Here is a 23,463-nt window from a genome sequence, read left to right as displayed (position 1 = left end):
CTATTGGTCCTGAGTGCTATTTCATGCGTATCGATGGTTTCTCACCGCAGTCTTATCCGATCAAGCGTGCCCCACGCAAGGCTGCGGTGCGGGACGATGCCATCGATGATGCCGAACTGATCGACGATACCGAGGCTGCCCAGGCCGCTCCGGTACGACCTCGCAGCGGTTTACCGGCCCGCCAGCAGGATCTGGTGTTTCCCCGGGCCAGTGATCGGCGCACCGCCAGGGCGCTGGCCAGCTACCTGAGTACCGCAGGTTTCAATGACTGGGACATGGAAGTACTGGGGCTCGACCTGTACATTTGACGGATGAATTCGTCCTCCCTGCCTTATTTTCTCGGTTGCCCCTCCTGGAGCGAAATGGCCTGGCGCGACTACCTGTATCCCGCCGATGCCCGCCCCAACCAGTTTCTCGGCCTGTATAGCCAGGTGTTCAATGCGGTGGAGGGCAATACCACCTTCTATGCCCGACCTGCGCCTGCCACAGTAGCCCGTTGGGCCCAGGTTATGCCTGCGCATTTCCGTTTCACCGCCAAGTTTCCGGGTGATATCAGTCACGAGGCGGATTTGCGCGATCGGCTCGAATCGGCCTTCGACTTCACGCGCCTGCTGTCGCCGCTGGGGGAGCGTGTGGCGCCTTACTGGCTGCAGCTGCCGGCGCAGTTCGGCCCAGCGCGTCTGGCCGAGTTGAGCGCGTTTCTCGATCAGATTGGCGTGCCGGTGGCCGTCGAGGTGCGTAACCAGGCGTTTTTCGCCAAGGGCGAGGAAGAGCGCCTGCTCAATCGCCTGCTGCATGAGCGCCAGGTAGAGCGCATCTGTCTCGACCCCCGTGCATTGTTCAGTTGCACCTCACGCGAGCCTGCGGTGCTGCATGCCCAAACCAAAAAGCCCAAGGTCCCACCACGCCCAGCCGCGTTCAGCCAGCATCCGCAGGTGCGCTTCATCGGCCACCCGACCTTGGCGGCCAACGACAGCTTCCTCACGCCCTGGGTAGCCAAGGTCGCCGAATGGATCGAGCAAGGGCTCAGCCCTTATGTGTTTCTGCATACCTCGGACAACCGCTTGGCCGCAGCGCTCGCTCAGCACTTCCACCAGCGTCTGATGGCGCGTCTGCCGGGACTCGCCGCTTTGTCTGAATTGCCGCGAGCCCCTGAGGTCGAACAATTGGGGCTACTCTGACGCCACCCCATTGCCTGATCGACCTGCTGGAGACGCCATCATGGATGTACAAACCCTGCGAGCCGAAGCGTTCAAGGCGCTGCACGAGCTTGACGGTGCCTTCGTCATTCCCAACCCGTGGGATGCCGGGTCGGCGCGGCTCCTGGCCGGTCTTGGCTTCGAGGCCCTGGCCACGACCAGTGCCGGGCTTGCCTTCAGCCTTGGCAGACCCGATGCCGAAGCAGCCTTGAACCTGGAGGAGACGCTGGAAAATGCCAGGGCCATCGTCGACGCCACGCCCTTGCCGGTAGCCGCAGATCTGGAGAACGGTTTCGGTGAACTGCCGCAGGATTGTGCGCAGGCCATCCTGCGAGCGGCCGAGGCGGGGCTGGTGGGTGGTTCGATCGAGGATGCCACTGGCCGCAGCGACGCGCCTATCTACGACCTGGCCCTGGCGGTCGAGCGGGTGCGGGCGGCGGCACAGGCCGCACGCAGCCTGCCGTTCCCCTTTACCCTGTGTGCCCGGGCCGAGAACCTGCTGCATGGCCGAATGGACCTGGACGATACCATCCTGCGCCTGCAGGCCTTCGCCGAGGCGGGGGCCGATGTGCTCTATGCACCGGGACTGCGCAGCGTCGACGAAATCCGTGCGGTGGTTCAGGCCGTGGCGCCGAAGCCGGTGAACGTGCTGATGGGCCTGGCCGGCGTACCTTTGAGCGTCAACCAACTGCAAGACATGGGTGTGAAGCGCATCAGCGTCGGCTCGTCGATGGCCCGGGCGGCCATGGGCGCCTTGCAGCGTGCGGCGCTGGAGATCCGTGAACAGGGCACATTCAGCTACGGCGAACAGGCGCTGCCATTCGCCCAGCTCAACGACCTGTTCCGCCGCTGACCGATGCGCTGGCTGCTGGGGCTGCTGCTCTGCCTGGCGCTCGCCGCGGGCCTTGCCTGGCATCAGGGGTGGCGGCCACCGGCGGCGTGGAATCCGTGGGCGCCACTGGATGTCAGCCAACCCCCCAACCTGCTGACTTCCTACAAGCTGTCGCGCCTGGCCGGCGATCCAGCATTGTGCCGAGAGGCCTTGCAAAGCTCCGGCCTGCGCTATCGAGCCCAGGCCGACAGCCCGTCGTCGGCGAAATGCCCGCTACGCAACGTGTGGCGGATCGAAGGAGGGCAGGCGCGCTTGTCCAGCAGTTTTCTGGCCAGTTGCCCGCTGGCGGTGGCGTATGCGCTGTTCGAGGAGCACGGCCTGCAACCGGCAGCCCAACGTGTATTTGGCCAACCGGTGACGCAGGTGGACCACCTCGGCAGCTTTGCCTGTCGCAACGTGTATAACCGTGCCCAAGGCCGGCTGAGCCAGCACGCTTCGGCCAATGCCCTGGATATCAGCGGGTTTCGGCTCAAGGATGGTCAGCGGGTGGTATTGGCGCGGGACTGGCAAGGTGAGGGGCAGAAGGCCGCGTTCCTGCGAGAGGCTCGGCAAGCGGCGTGCGAGGTGTTCGGGACAGTGTTGGGCCCGGACTACAACGCGGCGCACCACAACCACTTTCACCTGGACATGGGGCACTGGCAGGTCTGCCGCTGACCTCAGGCGTAGGTGCGCACGTTGTTCAGTACCACCGGACGCGCCCAGTGGATGTCGAACTCCAGTGCCTGCTGCTGTTGCGCCAAGGTGAGCTCATCGAACGGCTCGGCGGCGGGTGGCAGCAGGTCCATTTCGAACTCGGCGATCGGCAGGTGCAGCGGACGGGTTGCAGGGGCGGGGCCGGGCACCGGTAACTCATGGCCCTGGCTCATGACCACGGGCCGCAACCAACTGTTGTTGACGTCGAGCTGGCGTTGCTGCTCGATCAGCTCGGCAGCGCTGTAGGGTTCGGCTGCAGGCTCGAGCAGGTGAGCTTCCAGTTCCGCCTTGGGCAGGAACAGCGGCTCAGGTGGTGCGACCTCAGTATCCTGGACATTGCAGGCGCGCTGCGCATCGATCAGCGCCAGTGCCCGGGCGCCACCGATAGGCTCGCCACTTTGCTTGTCGTATTGCTCGACCAGCGCCTGGCTGAAGGTGTCCGGCTCCGGCGCTTGCTGCTCGGCCATGGCGCGGGCGAAGAAATCCTGCCACAGGTGGCTGACGCCCCCCAGTGCCTGGGTATTCTGCCGACCGTAGTTGTCGACAGGCGACAGGTAGGTCAAGCCGATGGAAAGAGTCTCTGACATGGCAGTCGTGCGCGCTGTGCTCTGGCAGAATAGCGGGATATTGCCTGTATCGGCCGTGGCCGGTGATTCATTAAGGCTTCATCAAATTTTTCGAGTGCGGTGGTGATGGTAGAGCAGGAGCAGGGCGCAGGGATCAGGGTCGAGGCACTGACCCCCGAATATGCTGGGCGGGCCAGCGAGTGGGCAGAACGTCTGGGGCTGCCGCTGGTGGACGATGAGGCCGGTTTCGCCGTGCAGGTCGGCGCTGAGGGCTTGCAGATCCAGCAACTCGGCCCCCAGGCTCCAGGCCCGGTGCGGGTGGACTTCGTAGAAGGCCAGGCGGCGCACCGCCGACTGTTCGGTGGTGGCAACGGGCAGATGATCGCCAAGGCGGTGGGGATTGCCCAAGGTGTACGGCCTCAGGTGCTGGATGCCACGGCGGGCTTGGGCAAGGACGCATTCGTGCTGGCCAGCCTCGGCTGCCAGATGACCCTGATCGAACGTCAGCCGTTGATCGCAGCCCTGCTCGAGGATGGCTTGGCCCGTGCGGTCGGGGATGCCGAGGTCGGCCCGATCGTCGCGCGCATGCGGCTGCTGACCGGCAATGCCATCGAACGCATGCGCAGCTGGGAAGGCGAGGCGCCGCAGGTGATCTATCTCGATCCGATGTTTCCCCACCGCGACAAGAGCGCATTGGTGAAAAAGGAAATGCGCGTGTTCCGGCCCTTGGTAGGCGACGACCTGGACGCCCCGGCCTTGCTGGAAGCGGCGCTGGCGCTGGCCAGTCACCGAGTGGTGGTCAAACGCCCACGTAAGGCGCCGATCATCGACGGGCCCAAGCCGAGCCATAGCCTGGAAGGCAAGTCGAGCCGGTATGACGTTTATCCGAAGAAGGCGCTCAAGGCTTGATCAGGTAGAGCTGTGCCGGCCTCTTCGCGGGCACGCTTCCACAGGGGGGTGTGAAATTCCTATGGGAGATCACCCAGCCCCTGTCAAATTCTCAGGGCCGGAAAGCCCGCATAAACACCCCGACCACCTCGCGCACATGCGCCTCGGCCTCTTCCCCTTCGAGCGGTCCCGCACAGCCCAGCAGCAAACGATAATCCGGCGCGCCCTTGACCAGGCAGAAGAAGTGCTCTGCCGCGTGCAGTGGATTTGCGATCCGTAGCAGCCCCCGCGCATCGATATCCCGCAGCAACGCCTCCATTCCAGCCAGCACGCGCTTGGGCCCGGCTTCGTAGAAATACTCACCGAAGCTTGGGTCCTGGCTACCCTGGGCCATGATCAAGCGGCTCAGCTTCACCGCCTCGTCGCTGCTGATCAACGCCTGGAAACCACGGGCGATGTTCAGCAGTACTTCCTCCACCGGCACACCTTCGGGGTACTCGAACAGCAGATCGGGCAGTTGGATCTGGCAGGTGGCCATGACCGCCGAGCAGAACAGGGTCTGCTTGTCGGTGAAGTGGCTGTACACGGTGAGCTTCGAAACACCTGCCGCCGCAGCGACCGCATCCATGCTGGTGTTGGCATAGCCGAGACTGAGGAACAGCGACTTGGCCGCCTCGAGGATGGACTCGCGCTTGGCCAGGTCCTTGGGGCGACCTGGCCCGTTGGGTGCGTCGTTGGGCATTGGAATCCGCGTATGGATGAATGGACGTCTATCTTAGCCGCTCAGGTGCGTTTGGGCTGCAAGAGATACTCCAGCTTAATGTGGTTTTTCTTGGCCGTGCCGGCTTCCCGGCTTCGCTTGCCTGATTTAGTATACTCACCAGTATAAAAACTCGACATCGCTCCTCGCGAAAGGACTCATCATGTTGCGCCCTGCCTTGTCTTTAACTGTGCCGGTGCTTGCCGCCCTGCTGCTGGTCGCTTGCGGCCAGGAGGCGACACCGCCCGCTAGCCCTCGTCCGGCGTTGGTGGTTCAGCCACAGCCGCTCGAAGCCGGGGCCGACAGCTACCCCGGCGAGGTGCACGCGCGCTTCGAACCGGACCTGGCCTTCCGCATTGCGGGCAAGGTCAGCCGGCGACTGGTCGAGGCGGGGCAACGGGTCAAGGCCGAGCAGCCGTTGGCCGAGCTCGACCCACAGGATGTGCGCCTGCAACTGGAGGCCAACCGCGCTCAACTTGCGGCCGCCGAGGCTAACCTGTCGCTGGTGCGTGCCGAACGCGACCGATACCGCAAACTGCTGGACCGGCAGATGGTCAGCCACTCCCAGTACGACAATGCCGAGAACCTCTACCGCGCCGGTCTGGCCCGTGTGAAACAGGCCAAGGCCGAGTTCGACGTTGCCGGCAACCAGGCCGCCTATGCCGTGCTGCGAGCGCCCCAGGCAGGGGTGATCGCCAAACGCGAGGTCGAGGTCGGGCAGGTGGTCGCCGCAGGGCAGACGGTTTTCACGCTGGCCGCCGATGGCGAGCGTGAAGTGGCCATCAGCTTCCCCGAACAGCAGTTCGCTCGGTTCGCCGTTGGCCAGGCGGTGAGCGTCGAACTCTGGTCGCACCCTGGCCAGCGTTTCGAAGGGCGCATCCGGGAACTGTCGCCTGCCGCCGACCCTCGTTCGCGAACCTTCGCCGCGCGCATCGCGTTCACTTCGGCCACCGTGCCGGCCGAACTGGGGCAGAGCGCCCGGGTGTACATCAGTCATGAAGGCCGGGTGCCCTTGGCGGTGCCGTTGTCGGCGGTCAGCTCGGAAAATGGTCAGGCCTACGTTTGGCGGGTCAACCCCGAGCACCGTCTGGAGCGGGCACCGGTGCGTCTGGGTCCTTATGGCAGCGAGCGTGTGCCGGTGCTCGAGGGGCTCAGCGCCGACGACTGGATCGTCGCCGCCGGCGGCCACGTGTTGCGTGAAGGGCAGACGGTACGGCCCGTCGACCGCAGCAACCGGGTAGTCAACCTGACGGCCAAGGAGTAAGTCCCGATGGGTTTCAACCTTTCTGCCTGGGCGTTGCGCAATCGCCAGATCGTTTTGTTCCTGATGATCCTGCTAGCTGCGGTGGGGACGATGTCCTACACCAAGCTCGGTCAAAGCGAAGATCCGCCGTTCACCTTCAAGGCCATGGTCATCCAGACCTTGTGGCCGGGCGCCACGGCCGAGGAGGTGTCGCGCCAGGTCACCGAGCGTATCGAGAAGAAGCTGATGGAAACCGGCGAATACGAGCGGATCGTCTCTTTTTCGCGTCCGGGCGAGTCCCAGGTGACCTTCATGGCCCGCGACTCGATGCCGTCCAAGGATATCCCCGAGCTGTGGTATCAGATCCGCAAGAAGGTCTCGGACATTCGTCACACCTTGCCGCCAGAGGTCCAGGGCCCATTCTTCAACGATGAGTTCGGCACCACCTTCGGCAATATCTATGCGCTGACCGGCCAAGGTTTCGACTATGCGGTGCTCAAGGACTATGCCGACCGGATCCAGATCCAACTGCAGCGGGTCAAGGATGTGGGCAAGGTCGAACTGATCGGCCTGCAGGATGAAAAAGTCTGGATCGAACTCTCCAACCTCAAGCTGGCGACCCTTGGCGTGCCATTGGAAGCGGTGCAGCAGGCGCTGCGCGAGCAGAACGCAGTCAGTACCGCAGGCTTTTTCGAAACCCCCAGCGAGCGTTTGCAGCTAAGGGTCAGCGGGCGCTTCGACAGTGTCGAGCAGATCCGCCAGTTTCCCATTCGGGTCGGTGATCGCACCCTGCGCATAGGCGATGTCGCCGAGGTGCACCGAGGCTTCAACGATCCACCTGCGCCGCGCATGCGCTTCATGGGCGAAGATGCCATCGGCCTGGCCGTGGCGATGAAGGACGGTGGCGACATCCTGGTCCTGGGGAAGGCCCTGGAAGCCGAATTCGAACGGCTGGCGCGCAATCTGCCGGCGGGCATGGAGCTGCGCAAGGTCTCGGACCAGCCGGCGGCGGTCAAGGCAGGAGTCGGTGAGTTCGTCCAGGTGCTGGCCGAAGCACTGGTCATCGTGTTGCTGGTGAGCTTCTTCTCGCTCGGGCTGCGCACCGGCCTGGTGGTGGCTCTGGCCATTCCGCTGGTGCTGGCCATGACTTTCGCGGCGATGCATTACTTCGGCATCGGCCTGCACAAGATTTCCCTCGGCGCACTGGTGTTGGCGCTGGGCCTGCTGGTGGACGATGCGATCATCGCCGTGGAAATGATGGCAATCAAGATGGAACAGGGCTTCGACCGTCTCAAGGCGGCCAGCTACGCCTGGACCAGTACCGCGTTCCCGATGCTGACGGGCACGCTGATCACTGCGGCGGGTTTCCTGCCCATCGCCACCGCAGCGTCCAGTACCGGTGAGTACACGCGCTCGATCTTCCAGGTGGTGACCATTGCCTTGCTAACGTCCTGGGTGGCTGCGGTGCTGTTCGTGCCCTATCTGGGCGAGCGGCTGTTGCCGGACCTGGCCAAGATGCATGCTGCCAGGCACGGCAAGGACGGGCACGCCCCGGACCCCTATGACACACCGTTCTATCAACGGGTCCGGCGTCTGGTGGAGTGGTGCGTACGACGGCGCAAGACGGTGATCGTGCTGACCATTGCCGCGTTCGTCGGCAGCATCCTGTTGTTCCGTTTCGTACCGCAGCAGTTTTTCCCCGCCTCTGGCCGTCCGGAACTGATGGTCGATCTCAAGCTGGCCGAAGGCGCTTCGCTGGCCAATACGACCGAGCGGGTCAAGCAACTGGAGGCTCTGCTCAAGCAGCAGGATGGGATCGACAACTACGTGGCCTATGTCGGCACCGGCTCGCCGCGTTTCTATCTGCCGCTGGACCAACAATTGCCTGCGGCGAGCTTCGCCCAGTTCGTGGTGCTGGCCAAATCGCTCGACGACCGCGAACACCTTCGCAGTTGGCTGATCGCTACGCTGGACCAGCAGTTTCCCGACCTGCGCGGTCGGGTCACGCGCCTTGAAAACGGTCCTCCCGTGGGCTATCCGGTGCAGTTCCGGGTGACGGGCGAGCACATCGAGCAAGTACGGGCCTTGGCCCGTGAAGTGGCGGCCAAGGTGCGCGAGAACCCGCATGTGGTCAACGTGCACCTGGACTGGGAAGAGCCGAGCAAGGCGGTATACCTGAACATCGATCAGGATCGTGCGCGGGCGCTGGGCGTAAGTACGGCGCACTTGTCGAGCTTTCTGCAGAGCTCGCTGACCGGTACCTCGGTCAGCCAGTACCGTGAAGACAACGAATTGATCGAGATCCTGTTGCGTGGCACCCCGCGCGAACGCAGCGAGCTGGGCAACCTCGGTAGCCTGGCATTGCCCACCGACAACGGTCAGAGCGTGGCCCTGTCGCAGGTGGCGACCCTGGAATATGGCTTCGAGGAGGGCATCATCTGGCACCGCAACCGCTTGCCGACGGTGACTGTGCGTGCCGATATCTACGACCAGGAGCAGCCCGCCACCTTGGTGCGCCAGATCGAACCGACCCTGGCCGCGATCGAGGCCAAGCTGCCCGACGGCTACCTGCTCGAAGTGGGTGGCACCGTGGAGGATGCCGCCCGCGGGCAGAAGTCGGTGAACGCCGGCATGCCGCTGTTCGTGGTGGTGGTGCTGAGTTTGTTGATGGTCCAGTTGCGCAGTTTCTCGCGCACGGTGATGGTGTTCCTCACCGCGCCCCTGGGGCTGATCGGCGTGACCCTTTTCCTGTTGGTGTTCCGCCAGCCTTTCGGCTTCGTCGCCATGCTCGGGACCATCGCCCTGGCGGGGATGATCATGCGTAACTCGGTGATCCTGGTCGATCAGATCGAGCAGGATATCGCCGCCGGGCTGGACCGCTGGCAGGCGATCATCGAGGCCACCGTGCGGCGCTTCCGACCCATCGTGCTGACCGCGCTGGCGGCGGTGCTGGCGATGATTCCGTTGTCGCGCAGTGTGTTCTACGGACCGATGGCGGTGGCCATCATGGGCGGGCTGATCGTGGCCACGGCCTTGACGCTGCTGTTCCTGCCGGCGTTGTATGCGGCCTGGTTCAGGGTGAGGAAAGGCGACAAGCTATAAGCTGCAAGCCACAAGAAGTGGGGGGGCACGCAAGTACCGCTTTTCTTGCAGCTTGCAGCTTGCAGCTTGCAGCTATGCGCTTCAGAGCGCGCTGAAAACCTTCTTGGCCAGGCTGGTGGCCGCTTGTGCCGGGTTCTGGCGAATGCTCTGTTCTTCTTTGGCGATCCTCTCGAACAGGCCATCCAGGGCCTTTTCGGTCACATAGTTCTCGATGTTGGCGTCGTCCTTGATCAGGCCCAGGCTCTTGGCCTGACCGGCGAATGCATTGTACTGCTGGGCCACTCCGACCTTGTCGGTGGCTTGCTTGACGATGGGCAGGAACTTGGCGCGGATCTGTTCGCGGCTGCTCTTGTTCAGGTACTGGGTGGCCGAGTCGTCACCGCCGCTGAGGATGCCCTTGGCGTCGGCTACGCTCATTTTCTTCACCGCATCGACGAGGATCGCCTGGGCCTGTGGCACGGCGGCCTCGGCGGCGGCGTTCATGCTGTTTTCCAGGGCTTCGACTTTATCGCCCTGGCCGAACATCTTCATGGCCTTGGCCGCCTTGCCGAGTTTGCCGGGCAGCTCGATGCGCACATCCGGGTTGTCGTTGAAGCCACCTGGGGTGCTCAGTTGCTTGACGGCCAGCTGCGCGCCCTGGGTCAAGGCATCCTTGAGGCCGGCGCTGGCATCCGATTGCGAGAGGTCGCCCAGCGAAAGGGCCATGGCACTGGCTGAAAGCATCAGGCCAGCGCACAGGGTGGTGAAGCGCAGGGAGAAGCGGGACATGAGTATTTCCTTATCGACGAATATCTGAGGGGATCAGCGCACCGGGTCGACCTTGACCCGCAAGAGTCGTGGGTCGCTGCCGTCGAGCAGCACGCGGTGCTGCTCGGTACTGGTGAACAGCAGTTTGCCGTCCAGTTCGATGCGCGCTCTCACCGCGTAGCGGTGGCCAGGCTTGACCTGAGCCGGGTCATAGGTGAGGTGGAACGGCAGCGGCACATTGCCTTTGACCGGGCCGGCCTGGCTAGCCAGGGTGACCGCTGGCGCGTCCATCAGCGAGACGTCCTGCAGGCTGACGCTGAGGGTCGCGGTGGGCGGCAGGGCGATGCGTTGCAGATAGAAGACTTCGCCGTCGAGCTGCGCTTGCTGTGCGGGCTCGTTGCTGGAGCAGGCCGCCAGCAGGGCGGCGCAGAACAGCATCAAATGTTTTTTCATGGAATCTCCAGTGTTTTGGGAGCAGCTTCGTCATGGTGCAACGCGACTTGACGAATCGACAGGCGGAGTTCGGCTGAAAGCACGCGCTTGGCCACCCCTTCGGTGAGCTCGCCAAGTTTCTCGTGATAGCTCAGCTTGCCGTTACCATCCGGGCGCAGCACGCCTTGTTCGAGCAGAGTCTGGATGAAGTGACGGAACAAGGTCTTGTCGAAGAATTCCGGTGCGTTGAGGCCATGCAGGATCGACAGGCGCTGCGCCATCATCACGCACAGGTCTTCGAGCGCCTCGGCGCTGAGCGTGTGCTGGCCGCTGTTGAGCAGCAGCGAGGTCGCCATGTAGAAACGTTGTAGCGTCTGGGTGATGGCGCGGGCCAGCAGGGTCAGCAGTACGAACTGCCGTGAGCTTGGCGCCGGGCGCATGAATGTGTCGCCTTCGCGGCGCAGCAAGCCTTGCTCGACCAACACGGCCAACCACTGGTCGATCGCTTCGTCCAACTGCTCGGGTGCCCAGCGCAGGAACAGTTCGGCCTGCAGGTAGGGATAGAGCGCGTGCACATACTGACCGAGCAGATCCCGGCTCATCCGCGAACTGCTGAGGAAGAAACTGGCGAGCAGGCCTGGCAGAGCGAAGATATGCAGCACGTTGTTGCGGTAATAAGTCATCAGTACCGCGTTGGCTTCATCCAGATAAAGGATGCGGCCCATGGCATCGTTCTGCTCGGACAGCAGGTCCATGCCCCTGACATGTTCGATCAATGCCTGCCCGTCACCTTCGGGCAAGGTGGTGTGGCTGGAGTACGGCACTTGGCGCAACAGTGCCAGGTACAGGTCGAGTACGCGGACCAGGGCGCGCTCGTCGAGAGCGAGGCGGCTGCTGGACAGCAATGCCAGGGCCACCAGGTTGACCGGGTTGACCGCTGCCGCCTCGTTCAGGTGACGGGCCACGGTTTCGCCCAGGCGGGTGGTGGTTTCGTTGAGCCAGGCTGGGCGGAATTGTGGGCCGAGGTCCTGCTCACGCCATCCGGGTTGCTGCTGGTCGAGAAAGCCGGCCAGGCGGATCGGTTCGCCGAAGTTGACGTAGACCTGACCGAAGCGCTGCTTCAATGCACCGATGACCTTGAAGATGTCGAGAATCGATTCCTTCTTCTTGCTGGCACCCCGTAATTCGCCCAGGTAGGTGCGGCCCTCGAGCACTCGCTCGTAGCCGATGTAAACCGGCACGAAGACGATCGGCGTGCGCGAGGAGCGCAGGAAACTACGCAGGGTGATCGCCAGCATGCCGGTGCGTGGTTGCAGCATGCGACCGGTCCGCGAGCGCCCGCCCTCGACGAAGTACTCCACCGGGAAGCCCTTGGTGAACAAGGTGTGCAGGTATTCGTTGAACACCGCCGTGTACAGCGGATTGCCCTTGAAGGTCCGGCGCATGAAGAATGCGCCGCCGCGGCGCAACAGGCCGCCGATCACAGGCATGTTGAGGTTGATGCCGGCGGCGATATGTGGGGGTGTCAGGCCGTTGCGAAACAGCAGGTATGACAGCAGCAGATAGTCGATATGACTGCGGTGGCAAGGTACGTAGATCACTTCGTGACCTGGCGCGATACCCTGTACCTGCTCAATGTGGTTGACCTTGATGCCGTCGTAGATCTTGTTCCAGAACCAGCTCAGGACCACTTCCAGAAAGCGGATGGCGGTGTAGGTGTAATCCGAGGCGATCTCGTTGCCGTAGCGCAGTGCCTGGGCTTCGGCCTTGGCCAGCGGGATGTTCTCGCGAGCCGCTTCCTCACCGATGGCCTGGCGCACCAGCGGCGCATGGACCAGCCCCTTGACCAGATGGCGCCGGTGCGAGATGTCCGGGCCGATGACGGCGGTCTTGAGATTGCGAAAATGCACGCGCATCAGGCGCTGGGCCATGCGCACCGTGCGCTCGTGCCCCTTGTTGTGTTCGACCAGTTCGCGCACGTGGATAGGGGCAGAGAACTGCACGCGGGTCTTGCGGCCAAGGATGAGGACGGTCAGCAGCCGGCGCAAGCGACCGGTAACGGCCCAACTATCGGCGAACAGCAGTTTCCAAGGGCTCGACTCACTGGCCGGGGTCTGGCCCCAGAACACGCTGACCGGAATGATCTGCGCATCTTCTTCCGGGTGCTGGCTCACAGCCGTGACCAGGCGTTGCAAGGTCGGTGGCGCGCCGCGTTTGTCCTGGCGGCCGAGCCAGTCGGGTTCGGGAGTGAGGTAGAAGAACGCCGCGGGCTCCTGCTGGTTGGCGACACTGACGGGCAGTACCGGCCGTGGCAGCCCCGCCTTGGTGCATTCGCGGTCGATCACTGCGAGGTCGGTCAACGAGGGCGAAGGCAGGGCATAGAACACCGGGCGGCTGCGGTCGAGCTGCAAGGTCACGGATGACTGGTTGATGGTTTCTGAGCGCACCCACAGGTACAACAGGCGACGGAGGGCGCCGAAGATCAAGCGGCGCAGGGGGGAACGGGTCATGGGGTGAGTGCCCTGGGGTAAAGTTCGATGAGTATGCTGCCCGTTAGTCTGCCGTATCCGCAGAAGTTCAGCAAAATACGCGATTTTGTCTGCCAGTCATGAATCTTTTTTGTTCTGTGTCATATACTCGGCCTGCACCTTGCAAGATATTCGAGCAAGCGGCGTCGGCACGGGGGTGACCTTGTGCCTGCAAGGCGATCTTCACAATAAAAAACCGGAGTAGTTCAGATGTCGTCTCGTGAGACTGGGAATGTAAAGTGGTTCAACGATGCCAAGGGTTATGGCTTCATTCAGCGCGAAGGTGGTGCGGATGTCTTCGTCCACTATCGGGCGATCCGCGGTGAGGGGCATCGTACCCTGGTCGAAGGGCAGCGGGTGGAATACGCCTGCGTGCAGGGCCAGAAAGGCCTGCAAGCCGAGGACGTGGTAGGCCTCTGAGCCTCTGGCTGTAAGCGTGTAGGAGCGGGCTTGCCCCGCGAACACCGGCGCAGCCGGTGCCAGTCACCGCGGTGTTCGCTTCGCGGGACAAGCCCGCTCCTACAGAGAACACCATGCTGTCAGGTGCGCCAGGTGATTTCTTCTTCACCGTCGGCGCTGATGCGGATCCATCGATCGGCATCCTCTTCACCGTCTTCCTCGACCCAGCCACCCGGCGCGCAGCGGACTTCCACGCCCAGCGCGGCAAAGGCTGCGCGTGCGCAGGCGACATCGTCTTCCCACGGAGTCTGGTCACTTTCCAGATAAAGACTGTTCCATTTCCCTACAGCTTTGGGTAACCAAGTGACCGGAATGTTACCGGCCTTGCACTTGTAGGTCTGGCCTTTCTGCTGCCATTCGCTGCAAGTGCCTACAGCTTGGTCGAGCCACTGGGCGATTTGCTTGTGGTCGACGTCGGCGTCTTTCAGATAGATCTCGATATCAGGTTGGCGCATAGGGGGCTCCAGTGTGCTCAGTCTTGGCGCACGAAATAGTCATAACGCATGGAAACCGTGACCTCGAAGGGCTCGGGCTGATCGATCACCCGGGCGCGCTTCTCGGCACTGGCGCGCCAGCCGTGCGGGGTCATCGCCAGCAGGTCGGCACGGGCCTTGGGCGCGGCCAGGCTCAGGCGAAACTCGAGGATCTCGCTATGGTCGTGGGCCATGCCGGGCGGCACCAAGGCCAGGTGCTTGTCGTCAGCGTAAGGGCGCACTTCATCGTAGAGCACTTCACGCAGTTCCATCAGGTGGCCGCTGGTCGGGCCGACCCGCATCAGGCCGCCGCCGGGGCCGAGCACGCGCTTGGCCTCGGCCCAGTCCAGCGGGCTGAATACGCTGGCGATGAACTGACAACTGGCATCGGCCAGCGGTACCCGGGCCATGCTGGCCACCATCCAGGTGACCGACGGAGCTCGCCGGCAGGCGCGTTTGACCGCCTCGCGGGAGATGTCCAGCGCATAGCCGTCGGCCTGGGGCACGGCCTGGGCGAGCTGTGCGGTGTAGTAGCCTTCGCCGCAACCGATGTCGAGCCAGGCCTTGGGCTGGCGCTCGGCGGCGAGTTCGGCCAGACGCCGGGCCACCGGAGCGTAATGCCCGCCTTCGAGGAAATCGCGGCGGGCCTCGACCATGGCCTGGTTGTCACCTGGGTCGCGGCTGTTCTTGTGCTGCACCGGCAACAGGTTCAGGTACCCCTGGCGGGCGCGATCGAAGCGGTGCCCGGCGGGGCATACCACACCATTGTCGAGCCGCGTTAGGGCCGCCTGGCAAAGAGGGCAGGTGAGCATCAGGCGAGCAACCGCACCAGGGTCTGGTAGTAGATCTCGGTCAGCAGGTCGAGGTCGCTGGCCAGGATACGTTCGTCGACCTGGTGGATGGTGGCGTTGACCGGGCCGAGTTCGACCACCTGGGTACCCATGGTGGCGATGAAGCGGCCATCGGAGGTGCCACCGCTGGTGGAGGGCTGGGTGTCGCGACCGGTGACGCCTTTGATGCTGGCCGAGACCGCATCGAGCAGTTCGCCGGGTTCGGTGAGGAACGGAAGGCCCGACAGTGCCCAGTCGATCGACCAGTCCAGCTGGTGCTTGTCGAGGATTGCCGATACCCGCGCCTGCAGGCCTTCGACGGTCGATTCGGTGGAGAAGCGGAAGTTGAACAGCGCGGTGAGCTCTCCCGGCACGACGTTGGTGGCACCGGTGCCGGAATTCAGATTGGAGATCTGGAAGCTGGTCGGCGGGAAGAACGCGTTGCCTTCGTCCCAGTGCTCCGCGGCCAGTTCGGCCAGGGCCGGGGCGGCCAGGTGGATCGGGTTGCGCGCCAGGTGCGGGTAGGCCACATGGCCTTGTTTGCCGCGCACGGTGAGCTTGGCGCCCAGCGAGCCACGACGGCCGTTCTTGACCACGTCACCGAGCAGGGTGGTGCTCGACGGCTCGCCGACGATGCACCAGTCCAGGCGCTCGTTGCGGGCCTTCAGGCGCTCGACCACTGCTTTGGTGCCATGGTGGGCCGGGCCTTCCTCGTCGCTGGTGATGAGAAAGGCGACCTTGCCGCGGTGGTTCGGGTAGTCCTGCACGAAGCGTTCGCTGGCGATCACCATGGATGCCAGACTGCCTTTCATGTCAGCCGCGCCACGGCCGCAGAGCATGCCGTCGGCATCGATCAGCGCCTCGAAAGGCTCATGCTGCCACTGCTGCACCGGACCGGTGGGCACCACGTCGGTATGGCCGGCGAAACACAGTACCGGACCGTGCTGGTTGCCGTGGGTCGCCCAGAAATTGTCGACGTCCTCAATGCGCATCGGCTCGAGCTGGAAGCCCACGGCGCCAAGGCGATTCATCATCTGCGCCTGGCAGTCGGCGTCGACGGGGGTGACCGACGGGCGACGGATCAGGTCGCAGGCCAGTTGCAGGGTGGGGGTGAGGTCGGCTGGGGCCGTCATCGTGGTACTCCAGAAGCGGGCAAGGCAGGCAAGGGGGCAATAGTCTAAAGCAAAACGCCTCAGGCTGAGCATTCACGGGAGATGGTTTCTCTCGGAATGCTTGCCGTCTGACCTCGCGCCAGGCCAGCTCATAAGCTCCTCCAGCCATTGTGGCGACGTTTTGATAACGAGGAGCTTGAACATGAAACGACTACACCGCCTGCTCGTGTTGGCAGCCATGGGAGCCAGCCCATTGGCCTGGGCTGGCAGCGCCGAGATTACCGTCAGCGGCGTGATCAGGCCCAGTGCCTGCATGCCCACCCTCAGTGGTGGCGGCGAGTACAACTTCAAGACCATCAGCAGTAAACAGCTGTCGCAGACCCAGTTCACCCAGATCGATTCGCCCTATCAAGTACTCAACATCCAGTGCGACGGACCGACCCGGTTCGGCTTGCGCGCGATAGATTCCCGGGCCGGTAGCGCAGCGACCGTGGACGGATACAACTTCGGCCTGGGCATGAATGGGAGCAACAAGATAGGTAACTATCAGTTGGCCATTCTCGGTTCGAGCATCGAGGTGGATGGCAAGAAGGCAGTCTCCCGCTTTTTCAGTGGCAATGGTGGTGCCAGTTGGATGCGCGAAGATGGGGTATCTCACAACCGCCTCACCAACAGTCGGTCCAATACCCTGCATAGCTTCGCGCCAGGCAACAGCAGCCAGCCGGTGGCGATTCAAAGCCTGACCGCGCAGATGCGCGTGAATCTGTACATCTCACCCCTCAACAACCTGGATGTTGGCGCAGGTATAGAGCTCGACGGTGCCTCTACGCTCGAAGTGCACTACCTCTGAGGGCATAGATGAAACCGTTCCTGTTTGCTGCGATTGGCCTGGCCAGCGTATTCCTCCTCAGACCTTTGCCCACGCTGGCGGACGGGATGGTACCGGAAACCTCGGTTGTCATCGTCCACGAGGCCGACGGCGAGACGTCGATCCGAGTGCGCAACGATGACGACCGGGCGGCATTGTTGCTGGTGACGATCCAAGACATCCCTGAGGATGATGAACCATTGGTGTTCCTGACTCAGCCGGCCTGGCGGGTGGAGGCAGGTCAGGAGCAGGTGGTGCGGTTCATCCTGCGCGATGATGTGCCCTTGCAGGGGCAACGGCTCAAGCGCGTGGTGTTCGAAGGCGTTCCGGAACTGAGCCCCGGCGGTGACAGCGTCACCAAGGTAGGGGTGACGATCCGCCAGAACCTTCCATTGCTCATTCATCCAAGGGGACTGGACCTGGATCGCACACCTTGGACCCAGCTCGTCTGGAGTCTGGACGCCGGTCAGCTGAGGGTGACGAATCCGAGTCTGCATGTGGTGCGTCTGGCGCAGGATGTCGTGCTGTTGCCCTCTGGCAAAAACGTTTCGTTACCGCGTAGTTACCTCCTGCCCGGTCAATCCCTGCTGGCTTCTTCGGATCACCTTGCACGCAGTGACGTGCAGCGGGTACGCATATTCCCGGCGACCGTGTATGGGTTTGCGGTCGGAGCCTTCGAGACCACGCTCCAGCCGTCCGAACACTGATGCTCAAGCCGTTCGCCTGGATAGCATTGCTGGGGTGCTGCATGTCGGCACTGTGCAGCACGGGGCATGCGCAAGCGGCCGGGTTCGATCGGCAGACCTTGCGTGAGCGAGGCATCGACCCCGGCGTGGCGGAGTACCTCGCCAACGCTGCGCGCTTCACTCCCGGCACCCACCCGGTAGCATTGACGGTCAATGGGCGGGCCCTGGGGCGGGTGGAGGTGCGCATCACCCAAGCCGGTGAATTGTGTATAGACCGGCCTCTACTCGATTCCGCGCACATGGTCGCTCCACCGGGGCAGCTCGACAGTCCTGGCGTTGACTGCGAACGCTTCCAGGCGTCACATCCGCAAAGCATCGTGCACCTCGACCCCCAGGCCTCGGCAGTGGACCTGATCGTACCGCCCCAGGCGCTGTCCCGCGATCGCCACGGCCAATCGTCCGCCCATTACGACTCCGGCGGTATGGCAGGGGTGCTCAACTACGATCTGGCCTGGTCGCAACATCGATTTGGCGTAAACGCAGAGGATGCCTGGACTGCCAGGACCGAGCTGGGGCTCAACGCTGGAAATTGGGTGCTTCGAAGCCATCAATTGGCCGGCAGCCTGGACGGGCAACAGCGGGTCGACTGGCTCGATGCTTATGCCCAGCGAACTTTTGAGCAGCCGGCGCTGGTCTTTCAGCTTGGGCAGATAGATCTGCGAAATCCGCTCCTGGGTGGCATGGCGGTGACAGGTGTTCAAGCATTCCCTGAGCAGGCCTTGCACGAGGCGATCGACCAGCGGACCATCGAAGGCATCGCTCAGACCCCAGCGCGTGTCGAAGTGCGTCAGGGGGGAAGACTGGTGCACGCTACCCTGGTTCCGGCGGGGCCATTCGCCCTGGTGCCGCCAGCACTGGTCGACCCCCTCGCACCTCTCGAAGTGAGCATCATCGAGGCCGATGGCAAGAGGCGCAGGCTGAATGTTGCGACGCCTCCCTCGGTCGGGCTCGACTCGCCCGCCGGGTTCACCTACGGTTTGGGGGCAATGCGTGACCACGAGCACTCGCCTACGGTGCTTAGCGGGGGCTGGAACGGTAACCTCGGCGGACGCCTGGCGACCGCAAGCGGCGCGCTGGCCAACGCCGATTATCAGGCTTTGGGTGTGGGGCTCGGGCTGCTTGCCTGGACCGATGCGCAAATCTCGACAGTCTGGCGACAGTCCTGGGCCGGTCGACATGGACACGTGGGCTCGCAGAGCCAACTGCGCCTGGCGCAACGATGGGGACGCAACTGGCAGGCAACCGTCGACTACTCGCGGCAGACCTCTGGCTATCGCCAGCTCCATGAGGCGTTGAACACTGCAGACAAGTCTGGACAGGTTGCATTCGAACGCGACCAATACTCCTTTTCGCTGTCTTCGCAACAGGCTCGTCTGGGAGGGTTCAGCTTTGGTCTCGGACAGTCGCGCCTGGCCGACGGACAGCGCCTCGGCCGCACCCACCTGGCCTGGTCGAAGGCGCTGTCCAAGGCCACTGTCAATGTCGGGGTGGACTGGGCAAGTCGTACAGGCAGGGGCGGGCGAGCGATGTACCTCGGGCTCAGCGTGCCATTGGACGGAAAGCGGCGGCTACGGCTTTCCCACGTCGGCAAAGGTGAAACTCGACGGACTGGGATCACCCTGCGTCAACAGGTCAATGACCGGCTCGACTATGACCTGGGCCTGGAACAGCGGGCCGGCCAGGATGGACTACGCAGCCGCGCGGGTGTGTCACTGCGAAACGATTCCAACCAGATGCGCCTCGATTATGCAGGTAATGGTCGCGACGATCGCAGCGTGTCTGCCGACCTTCGGGGTGCGGCGGTTGCCCACGAGGAGGGCATCACTCTTTCGCCTTATTCCGTGCACGATACCTTTGCGTTGTTGAACGTCGCTGCGCTGGAGGATATCGAAGTGACGACCCCCAGCGGCCCGGTGCGCACCGACGGTAACGGGCGAGCGGTAGTGGCGCAGGTCGAGCCTTACCGAGAGGTGCCGGTACAGGTGCGCTCACGCAGTCTGCCGCGCAGCGCTGAACTGGATAATGCGATCGTCACCGTGCAGGCGCGTCGTGGCACGGTTTCGAAGGTGGCATTCGACGTCCAGCAACGCAGACGGTTGCTGTTGATGGTATCGCACGATGGAAAGCCCATTCCTGCCGGCGCGAAAGTCACTGACGCCGCCGGCGAGTTCGTCACTCTGGTTCAGCACGCGGGTGTGGTCTTCTTGCACGACTACCGCCAGGGCGCAAGCCTGTCGGTCGAGATACCGGGAGCGCGCACCTGCATCCTCGAGTTCCAGCCAGCCGAGAAACTCGATCCAAACCGCCATTATGAGACGCTGCCCGCTCAATGCCGGGCAGCTTGAAAGCACCGGGCGGGATCGCCTACACCTTGACCGGATCAGCCTGGTGCGCCGGTTTCGGTAGCGAGGACAGCAACGCCATCACCAGCGCCGCCAGGTACGGTAACGATTGCACCAGCAGCATGGCGACCCAGAAGCGCATATCCGAGCTGGGCAGGCCTTGCACCAGGTAGATACCCGCTGCCGCGCCCCATAGCAGCAACATGATGAACAGTTCCTCACGGGCTTCGGCAATCGCCACCATCAGACCATGGCTGTCGGCGTTCTTCGGGGTGCGGAAGAACGGCATGCTGCTGGTGAAGAAACCGTACAGCACGGCCTTGGCAATGGTGTGGGACAAGGCCAGCCCCGCCAGCGCGGCGGCGAAGGCGTCCTTGAGGTTGACCCCGACCGCTCTGCGGTAGAGAAAGACGATCTTGCCAACCTTGAAGAAGAACAGCGCCAGTGGCGGAATGGCGAAAATCATCAGTGGCGGGTCGACCCGGTGCGGCACGATGATCATCGCTGCCGACCACAGCAAGGCGCCGACGGTGAAGAAGATATTCATGCCGTCGGCGATCCATGGCAGCCAGCCGGCGAGGAAGTGGTAACGCTGGCCGCGGGTCAGTTCACTGCCCTTGCCGCGCAGCAGTTGACCAGCATGATGCTTGATGATCTGGATGGCACCATAGGCCCAGCGGAAGCGTTGTTTCTTGAAGTCGATGAAGGTGTCCGGCATCAGACCCTTACCGTAGCTGTTGTGGGCATAGGCCGCCGACAGACCTTTCTCGAAAACGCGCAAACCCAGTTCGGCATCTTCGCAGATGCACCAGTCCGCCCAGCCAAGCTCTTCCAGCACGGTGCGCCGGGTCATGGTCATGGTGCCATGCTGGATGATCGCATCACGGTCGTTGCGGGTGACCATGCCGATGTGGAAAAAGCCCTTGTACTCGCTGTAGCACAGTTTCTTGAAGGCGCTCTCGTGTTGGTCGCGGTAGTCCTGCGGCGATTGCACCACGGCGATCTTCGGGTCGGCGAAGTGCGGCACCATGTGCTTGAGCCAGTTGCGATCGACGCAGTAGTCCGAATCGATCACCGCGATCACTTCGGCATCCTTGGCCGTGTGCGGAATCAGGTAGTTGAGTGCGCCACCCTTGAAACCAGCCAGGGGCGCGACATGGAAGAACTTGAAGCGCTCGCCGAGCTTCTCGCAATGGGCCTTGAGGGGTTCCCACACGGCCGGGTCCTTGGTGTTGTTGTCGATCACCAATACTTCGTAGTCGGGGTAGTCCAGCGCGGCGAGGGCATCGAGAGTCTGCTTGACCATCTCCGGAGGCTCGTTGTAGCAAGGCACATGTACCGACACCTTGGGTCGGTAGGCGCTGTCGGCCTGTACCGGCAAGAACTCTCGGCGCCGCTTGTGAATCCATACCGCCTCGGCCAGTTCGTGGGCTTCGGTGAGCAATACGATGAATACCCCCAGGGCGCCAAGGGCCAGCAATACGCCGACGGTCAAGCTGAACCAGGTGCTGTACTGCTGGCTGTAGTCATAGGCGATCCACACCAGGACCGAACCGCACAGGAAAGTGATGAAGGTCAGGAAGGTCCTGCCCCGCTGACGCAGGGCCGAGCCGTCGATCAGCAAGACGGCGAGGGCGATCATCGCCAGCACCACCGAGGCGACTGCCAGGGCCCGCCACTGGGGAATCGCCACCACCGGCCCTTCGAAGTTGAACTTCTGTTGGCGCTCGGCGTTGAACACGCCCCAGTAGGCACCTACCGAACCTTCGTCGCTGGCCTTCCATGGCTGGTCGTAGGCTTCGATGACGAAGTAGTTGTAGCCGCGTCGGTTGAGGGTGTTGACCAGTGTCCGCAGGTAGATCGCCTGATCGGCCTGGGTAGCGTCGGCGCCGCCGCGCATGCGACCGTTGCTCGGCCAGCCGACTTCCGATAGCAGCAGTGGCTTGCGCGGGAACTGGCGCTTGAGCTCGCGAGCCCGGTCGAGGACGAACTCCACCGAGTCCTTCATGGGCACGAATTCCCAGTAGGGCAGGATGTGCGCGGCGATAAGGTCGACATGGCGGGCCAGTTCCGGGTTCTCCTTCCAGATGTGCCATTGCTCGCTGGTGGTGACCGGTACCTTGACTGCCGCACGAACCCGGTCCAGGTATTGGATCAACGCTTCGGGGGTGACCTCTTCGCGGAACAGCGCTTCGTTGCCGACCACCACGCGCACGACGCTGCGCGAGGTATTGGCCAGGGCGATGCCTTTGGCGATTTCGCGTTCGTTGCGTTCAAGGTCGGGACTGATCCAGATGCCCAGGGTCACGCGCAGCCCCAACTCTTCGGCAAGGCGGGGGATCTCGGCCTGGGTGCCCTCCACGGTATAGATGCGGATGTTGTCCGTCATCTTGCTCATCTGTTCCAGGTCCTGGCGCATCTCGTCGTCGCTGGGGTATTGCCCCTTCTGTGGGCTTTCGCCCAGACGGAACGGCGAGTAGGAGAAACCGGCGATCTGATCGGGCCAGGCCGGGGCGGACACCGGGCGGTTGATCAGCGCCCAGAAGCCGGTGAACAGCGCGGCAATGGCCAGGACCACTACCAGGTTCATGCCGAATTTACGTGAAGACATCGTCGTCCAAATCTGTCGAAGAGATAGGACATTAAAGCAGGGTTAGTAGGCTCTTTCCTAACCATGGAGCTCACGGAGTGAGTGGCCTATAATGCGCGCCGGTTTTGAGGTATAGCGTCTGGGGTATCCGCATGAGCACAGAAGATCCACGATTTGCCGGCGTCGCTCGCTTGTATGGCGACGATGGCCTGCAACGCCTGCGCCAGGCCCACGTGGCAGTGGTCGGGGTTGGCGGGGTCGGCTCGTGGGCAGCGGAAGCGCTGGCGCGCAGCGGCGTGGGCGAGATCACTCTGTTCGATCTGGACGATGTCTGCGTCAGCAACACCAATCGCCAGGCCCATGCGCTGGAAGGGCAAGTCGGGCGGGCCAAGGTCGATGTCATGGCCGAACGCCTGCGGGCGATCAACCCCGCGTGCACGGTGCATGCCGTGGCGGACTTCGTGACCCGCGAGACCATGGTCGATTACATCACCGAAAACCTCGATTGCGTCATCGACTGCATCGACAGCGTGATGGCCAAGGCTGCCCTGATCGCTTGGTGCCGGCGGCGCAAGATCGCGGTGGTTACCACCGGTGGTGCGGGCGGGCAGATCGACCCGACCCAGATCCAGATCGGCGACCTCAACAAGACCTTCAACGATCCTTTGGCCTCACGGGTGCGTTCGACCTTGCGCCGCGACTACAATTTCTCGCGCAACGTCAGCCGTAACTACGGCGTGCCCTGCGTATTCTCCAGCGAACAACTGCGCTATCCCAAAGGTGATGGCAGCGTGTGCCTGCAGAAGAGCTTCGTCGGCGAGGGTGTGCGCCTGGACTGTGCCGGCGGCTTTGGCGCAGTGATGATGGTGACCGCGACCTTCGGCATGGTGGCGGCCAGCAAGGCCGTGGAAAAGCTGGTGGCGGGGGCGCGGCGGCCGTCGGAGCGGGTCAAGCCTGAATAGTCGCGGCGGCTTCTTCGCGGGACAAGCCCGC

Annotated in this window: 21 protein-coding genes; 12 read left to right on the top strand and 9 right to left on the bottom strand. The window is 63.3% G+C overall.

Going from position 1 to position 23,463, the window contains the following annotated elements:
• Positions 1 to 23: 23 nt before the first annotated feature.
• Genes KY379_RS07135 through KY379_RS07120 form a run of 4 tightly spaced genes read left to right on the top strand, consistent with a single transcriptional unit; the run spans position 24 to position 2,745 of the window.
• Complete coding sequence (locus KY379_RS07135; RefSeq protein ID WP_133326082.1) at positions 24 to 308, top strand: hypothetical protein; 285 nt, start codon at positions 24 to 26, stop codon at positions 306 to 308.
• A 3-nt stretch (positions 309 to 311) separates the two neighbouring features.
• Complete coding sequence (locus tag KY379_RS07130) at positions 312 to 1,181, top strand: DUF72 domain-containing protein (RefSeq protein WP_261239483.1); 870 nt, start codon at positions 312 to 314, stop codon at positions 1,179 to 1,181.
• 40 nt (positions 1,182 to 1,221) lie between these two features.
• Positions 1,222 to 2,052 carry an oxaloacetate decarboxylase gene (locus tag KY379_RS07125; RefSeq protein ID WP_261239484.1) on the top strand — a complete coding sequence of 277 codons (831 nt, stop codon included), beginning with the start codon at positions 1,222 to 1,224 and terminating at the stop codon, positions 2,050 to 2,052.
• A 3-nt stretch (positions 2,053 to 2,055) separates the two neighbouring features.
• Complete coding sequence (locus tag KY379_RS07120; RefSeq protein WP_261239485.1) at positions 2,056 to 2,745, top strand: extensin family protein; 690 nt, start codon at positions 2,056 to 2,058, stop codon at positions 2,743 to 2,745.
• Positions 2,746 to 2,747: 2 nt separating this feature from the next.
• Here KY379_RS07120 and KY379_RS07115 read toward each other — a convergent pair whose 3' ends face one another.
• Positions 2,748 to 3,371 carry an energy transducer TonB gene (locus tag KY379_RS07115; RefSeq protein WP_133326074.1) on the bottom strand — a complete coding sequence of 208 codons (624 nt, stop codon included), beginning with the start codon at positions 3,369 to 3,371 and terminating at the stop codon, positions 2,748 to 2,750.
• Positions 3,372 to 3,476: 105 nt separating this feature from the next.
• Between KY379_RS07115 and KY379_RS07110 the strand changes: the two genes are divergently transcribed.
• The gene (locus KY379_RS07110; RefSeq protein ID WP_261239537.1) at positions 3,477 to 4,259 is read left to right on the top strand and encodes a class I SAM-dependent methyltransferase; all 783 of its coding nucleotides are present in this window, start codon (positions 3,477 to 3,479) and stop codon (positions 4,257 to 4,259) included.
• A gap of 91 nt (positions 4,260 to 4,350) precedes the next feature.
• Here the strand turns inward: KY379_RS07110 and KY379_RS07105 are convergent, their stop codons facing one another.
• On the bottom strand, positions 4,351 to 4,980 hold the full coding sequence (locus KY379_RS07105; RefSeq protein WP_133326072.1) for a TetR/AcrR family transcriptional regulator: 630 nt from the start codon (positions 4,978 to 4,980) through the stop codon (positions 4,351 to 4,353).
• Positions 4,981 to 5,161: 181 nt separating this feature from the next.
• Here KY379_RS07105 and KY379_RS07100 point away from each other — a divergent pair, with 181 nt between their 5' ends.
• Positions 5,162 to 6,262: an efflux RND transporter periplasmic adaptor subunit gene (locus KY379_RS07100; protein WP_133326070.1), complete on the top strand. Its 1,101-nt coding sequence runs from the start codon at positions 5,162 to 5,164 to the stop codon at positions 6,260 to 6,262.
• A gap of 6 nt (positions 6,263 to 6,268) precedes the next feature.
• Positions 6,269 to 9,343 carry an efflux RND transporter permease subunit gene (locus KY379_RS07095; RefSeq protein ID WP_133326068.1) on the top strand — a complete coding sequence of 1,025 codons (3,075 nt, stop codon included), beginning with the start codon at positions 6,269 to 6,271 and terminating at the stop codon, positions 9,341 to 9,343.
• An 81-nt stretch (positions 9,344 to 9,424) separates the two neighbouring features.
• Here the strand turns inward: KY379_RS07095 and KY379_RS07090 are convergent, their stop codons facing one another.
• The 3 genes from KY379_RS07090 to plsB are packed head-to-tail and all read right to left on the bottom strand — an operon-like array spanning position 9,425 to position 13,032.
• Complete coding sequence (locus KY379_RS07090) at positions 9,425 to 10,111, bottom strand: DUF4197 domain-containing protein (RefSeq protein ID WP_261239486.1); 687 nt, start codon at positions 10,109 to 10,111, stop codon at positions 9,425 to 9,427.
• A gap of 33 nt (positions 10,112 to 10,144) precedes the next feature.
• A complete protein-coding gene (locus tag KY379_RS07085) occupies positions 10,145 to 10,543 on the bottom strand; it encodes a YbaY family lipoprotein (RefSeq protein WP_261239487.1) in 399 nt (132 codons plus the stop codon).
• Positions 10,540 to 13,032 carry a glycerol-3-phosphate 1-O-acyltransferase PlsB gene (plsB, locus tag KY379_RS07080; protein WP_261239488.1) on the bottom strand — a complete coding sequence of 831 codons (2,493 nt, stop codon included), beginning with the start codon at positions 13,030 to 13,032 and terminating at the stop codon, positions 10,540 to 10,542. Before plsB ends, KY379_RS07085 begins: the two co-directional genes overlap by 4 nt.
• Positions 13,033 to 13,260: 228 nt before the next feature.
• Here plsB and KY379_RS07075 point away from each other — a divergent pair, with 228 nt between their 5' ends.
• Positions 13,261 to 13,470 carry a cold-shock protein gene (locus KY379_RS07075; RefSeq protein ID WP_003252255.1) on the top strand — a complete coding sequence of 70 codons (210 nt, stop codon included), beginning with the start codon at positions 13,261 to 13,263 and terminating at the stop codon, positions 13,468 to 13,470.
• 119 nt (positions 13,471 to 13,589) lie between these two features.
• Here the strand turns inward: KY379_RS07075 and KY379_RS07070 are convergent, their stop codons facing one another.
• Genes KY379_RS07070 through dapE form a run of 3 tightly spaced genes read right to left on the bottom strand, consistent with a single transcriptional unit; the run spans position 13,590 to position 15,945 of the window.
• Positions 13,590 to 13,964, bottom strand: a complete 375-nt coding sequence (locus tag KY379_RS07070; protein WP_133326058.1) for a hypothetical protein — start codon at positions 13,962 to 13,964, stop codon at positions 13,590 to 13,592.
• Positions 13,965 to 13,981: 17 nt separating this feature from the next.
• Positions 13,982 to 14,794, bottom strand: coding sequence for a putative RNA methyltransferase (locus tag KY379_RS07065; protein ID WP_133326056.1), 813 nt, complete (start codon positions 14,792 to 14,794; stop codon positions 13,982 to 13,984).
• Positions 14,794 to 15,945: a succinyl-diaminopimelate desuccinylase gene (dapE, locus tag KY379_RS07060; RefSeq protein ID WP_261239489.1), complete on the bottom strand. Its 1,152-nt coding sequence runs from the start codon at positions 15,943 to 15,945 to the stop codon at positions 14,794 to 14,796. The genes KY379_RS07065 and dapE overlap by 1 nt, the downstream gene beginning before the upstream one ends.
• 181 nt (positions 15,946 to 16,126) lie before the next feature.
• Here dapE and KY379_RS07055 point away from each other — a divergent pair, with 181 nt between their 5' ends.
• The 3 genes from KY379_RS07055 to KY379_RS07045 are packed head-to-tail and all read left to right on the top strand — an operon-like array spanning position 16,127 to position 19,883.
• Entirely contained in the window at positions 16,127 to 16,774 is a 648-nt protein-coding gene (locus tag KY379_RS07055) for a DUF1120 domain-containing protein (protein ID WP_133326052.1), read from the top strand.
• An 8-nt stretch (positions 16,775 to 16,782) separates the two neighbouring features.
• Positions 16,783 to 17,499, top strand: a complete 717-nt coding sequence (locus KY379_RS07050; protein ID WP_261239490.1) for a fimbria/pilus chaperone family protein — start codon at positions 16,783 to 16,785, stop codon at positions 17,497 to 17,499.
• A complete protein-coding gene (locus KY379_RS07045; RefSeq protein WP_261239491.1) occupies positions 17,499 to 19,883 on the top strand; it encodes a fimbria/pilus outer membrane usher protein in 2,385 nt (794 codons plus the stop codon). Before KY379_RS07050 ends, KY379_RS07045 begins: the two co-directional genes overlap by 1 nt.
• 19 nt (positions 19,884 to 19,902) lie before the next feature.
• On the opposite strand, the gene KY379_RS07040 is transcribed toward KY379_RS07045, so the two are convergent.
• The gene (locus KY379_RS07040) at positions 19,903 to 22,491 is read right to left on the bottom strand and encodes a glycosyltransferase (protein ID WP_133326046.1); all 2,589 of its coding nucleotides are present in this window, start codon (positions 22,489 to 22,491) and stop codon (positions 19,903 to 19,905) included.
• A 131-nt stretch (positions 22,492 to 22,622) separates the two neighbouring features.
• Here KY379_RS07040 and tcdA point away from each other — a divergent pair, with 131 nt between their 5' ends.
• Positions 22,623 to 23,432, top strand: coding sequence for a tRNA cyclic N6-threonylcarbamoyladenosine(37) synthase TcdA (gene tcdA, locus KY379_RS07035; RefSeq protein ID WP_133326044.1), 810 nt, complete (start codon positions 22,623 to 22,625; stop codon positions 23,430 to 23,432).
• Positions 23,433 to 23,463 lie beyond the last annotated feature (31 nt).

The organism is Pseudomonas sp. HD6422, from assembly GCF_025377065.1.
GTDB lineage: Bacteria > Pseudomonadota > Gammaproteobacteria > Pseudomonadales > Pseudomonadaceae > Aquipseudomonas > Aquipseudomonas putida_U.
This window is presented reverse-complemented; position numbering and strand designations above follow the sequence as displayed.

Excerpts from the sequence above, each read along its gene's own strand:
- KY379_RS07135 (WP_133326082.1), top strand. The coding sequence starts at position 24 with ATGCGTATCGATGGTTTCTCACCGCAGTCTTATCCGATCAAGCGTGCC.
- KY379_RS07130 (WP_261239483.1), top strand. The coding sequence starts at position 312 with ATGAATTCGTCCTCCCTGCCTTATTTTCTCGGTTGCCCCTCCTGGAGC.
- KY379_RS07125 (WP_261239484.1), top strand. The coding sequence starts at position 1,222 with ATGGATGTACAAACCCTGCGAGCCGAAGCGTTCAAGGCGCTGCACGAG.
- KY379_RS07120 (WP_261239485.1), top strand. The coding sequence starts at position 2,056 with ATGCGCTGGCTGCTGGGGCTGCTGCTCTGCCTGGCGCTCGCCGCGGGC.
- KY379_RS07115 (WP_133326074.1), bottom strand. The coding sequence starts at position 3,371 with ATGTCAGAGACTCTTTCCATCGGCTTGACCTACCTGTCGCCTGTCGAC.
- KY379_RS07110 (WP_261239537.1), top strand. The coding sequence starts at position 3,477 with ATGGTAGAGCAGGAGCAGGGCGCAGGGATCAGGGTCGAGGCACTGACC.
- KY379_RS07105 (WP_133326072.1), bottom strand. The coding sequence starts at position 4,980 with ATGCCCAACGACGCACCCAACGGGCCAGGTCGCCCCAAGGACCTGGCC.
- KY379_RS07100 (WP_133326070.1), top strand. The coding sequence starts at position 5,162 with ATGTTGCGCCCTGCCTTGTCTTTAACTGTGCCGGTGCTTGCCGCCCTG.
- KY379_RS07095 (WP_133326068.1), top strand. The coding sequence starts at position 6,269 with ATGGGTTTCAACCTTTCTGCCTGGGCGTTGCGCAATCGCCAGATCGTT.
- KY379_RS07090 (WP_261239486.1), bottom strand. The coding sequence starts at position 10,111 with ATGTCCCGCTTCTCCCTGCGCTTCACCACCCTGTGCGCTGGCCTGATG.
- KY379_RS07085 (WP_261239487.1), bottom strand. The coding sequence starts at position 10,543 with ATGAAAAAACATTTGATGCTGTTCTGCGCCGCCCTGCTGGCGGCCTGC.
- plsB (WP_261239488.1), bottom strand. The coding sequence starts at position 13,032 with ATGACCCGTTCCCCCCTGCGCCGCTTGATCTTCGGCGCCCTCCGTCGC.
- KY379_RS07075 (WP_003252255.1), top strand. The coding sequence starts at position 13,261 with ATGTCGTCTCGTGAGACTGGGAATGTAAAGTGGTTCAACGATGCCAAG.
- KY379_RS07070 (WP_133326058.1), bottom strand. The coding sequence starts at position 13,964 with ATGCGCCAACCTGATATCGAGATCTATCTGAAAGACGCCGACGTCGAC.
- KY379_RS07065 (WP_133326056.1), bottom strand. The coding sequence starts at position 14,794 with ATGCTCACCTGCCCTCTTTGCCAGGCGGCCCTAACGCGGCTCGACAAT.
- dapE (WP_261239489.1), bottom strand. The coding sequence starts at position 15,945 with ATGACGGCCCCAGCCGACCTCACCCCCACCCTGCAACTGGCCTGCGAC.
- KY379_RS07055 (WP_133326052.1), top strand. The coding sequence starts at position 16,127 with ATGAAACGACTACACCGCCTGCTCGTGTTGGCAGCCATGGGAGCCAGC.
- KY379_RS07050 (WP_261239490.1), top strand. The coding sequence starts at position 16,783 with ATGAAACCGTTCCTGTTTGCTGCGATTGGCCTGGCCAGCGTATTCCTC.
- KY379_RS07045 (WP_261239491.1), top strand. The coding sequence starts at position 17,499 with ATGCTCAAGCCGTTCGCCTGGATAGCATTGCTGGGGTGCTGCATGTCG.
- KY379_RS07040 (WP_133326046.1), bottom strand. The coding sequence starts at position 22,491 with ATGTCTTCACGTAAATTCGGCATGAACCTGGTAGTGGTCCTGGCCATT.
- tcdA (WP_133326044.1), top strand. The coding sequence starts at position 22,623 with ATGAGCACAGAAGATCCACGATTTGCCGGCGTCGCTCGCTTGTATGGC.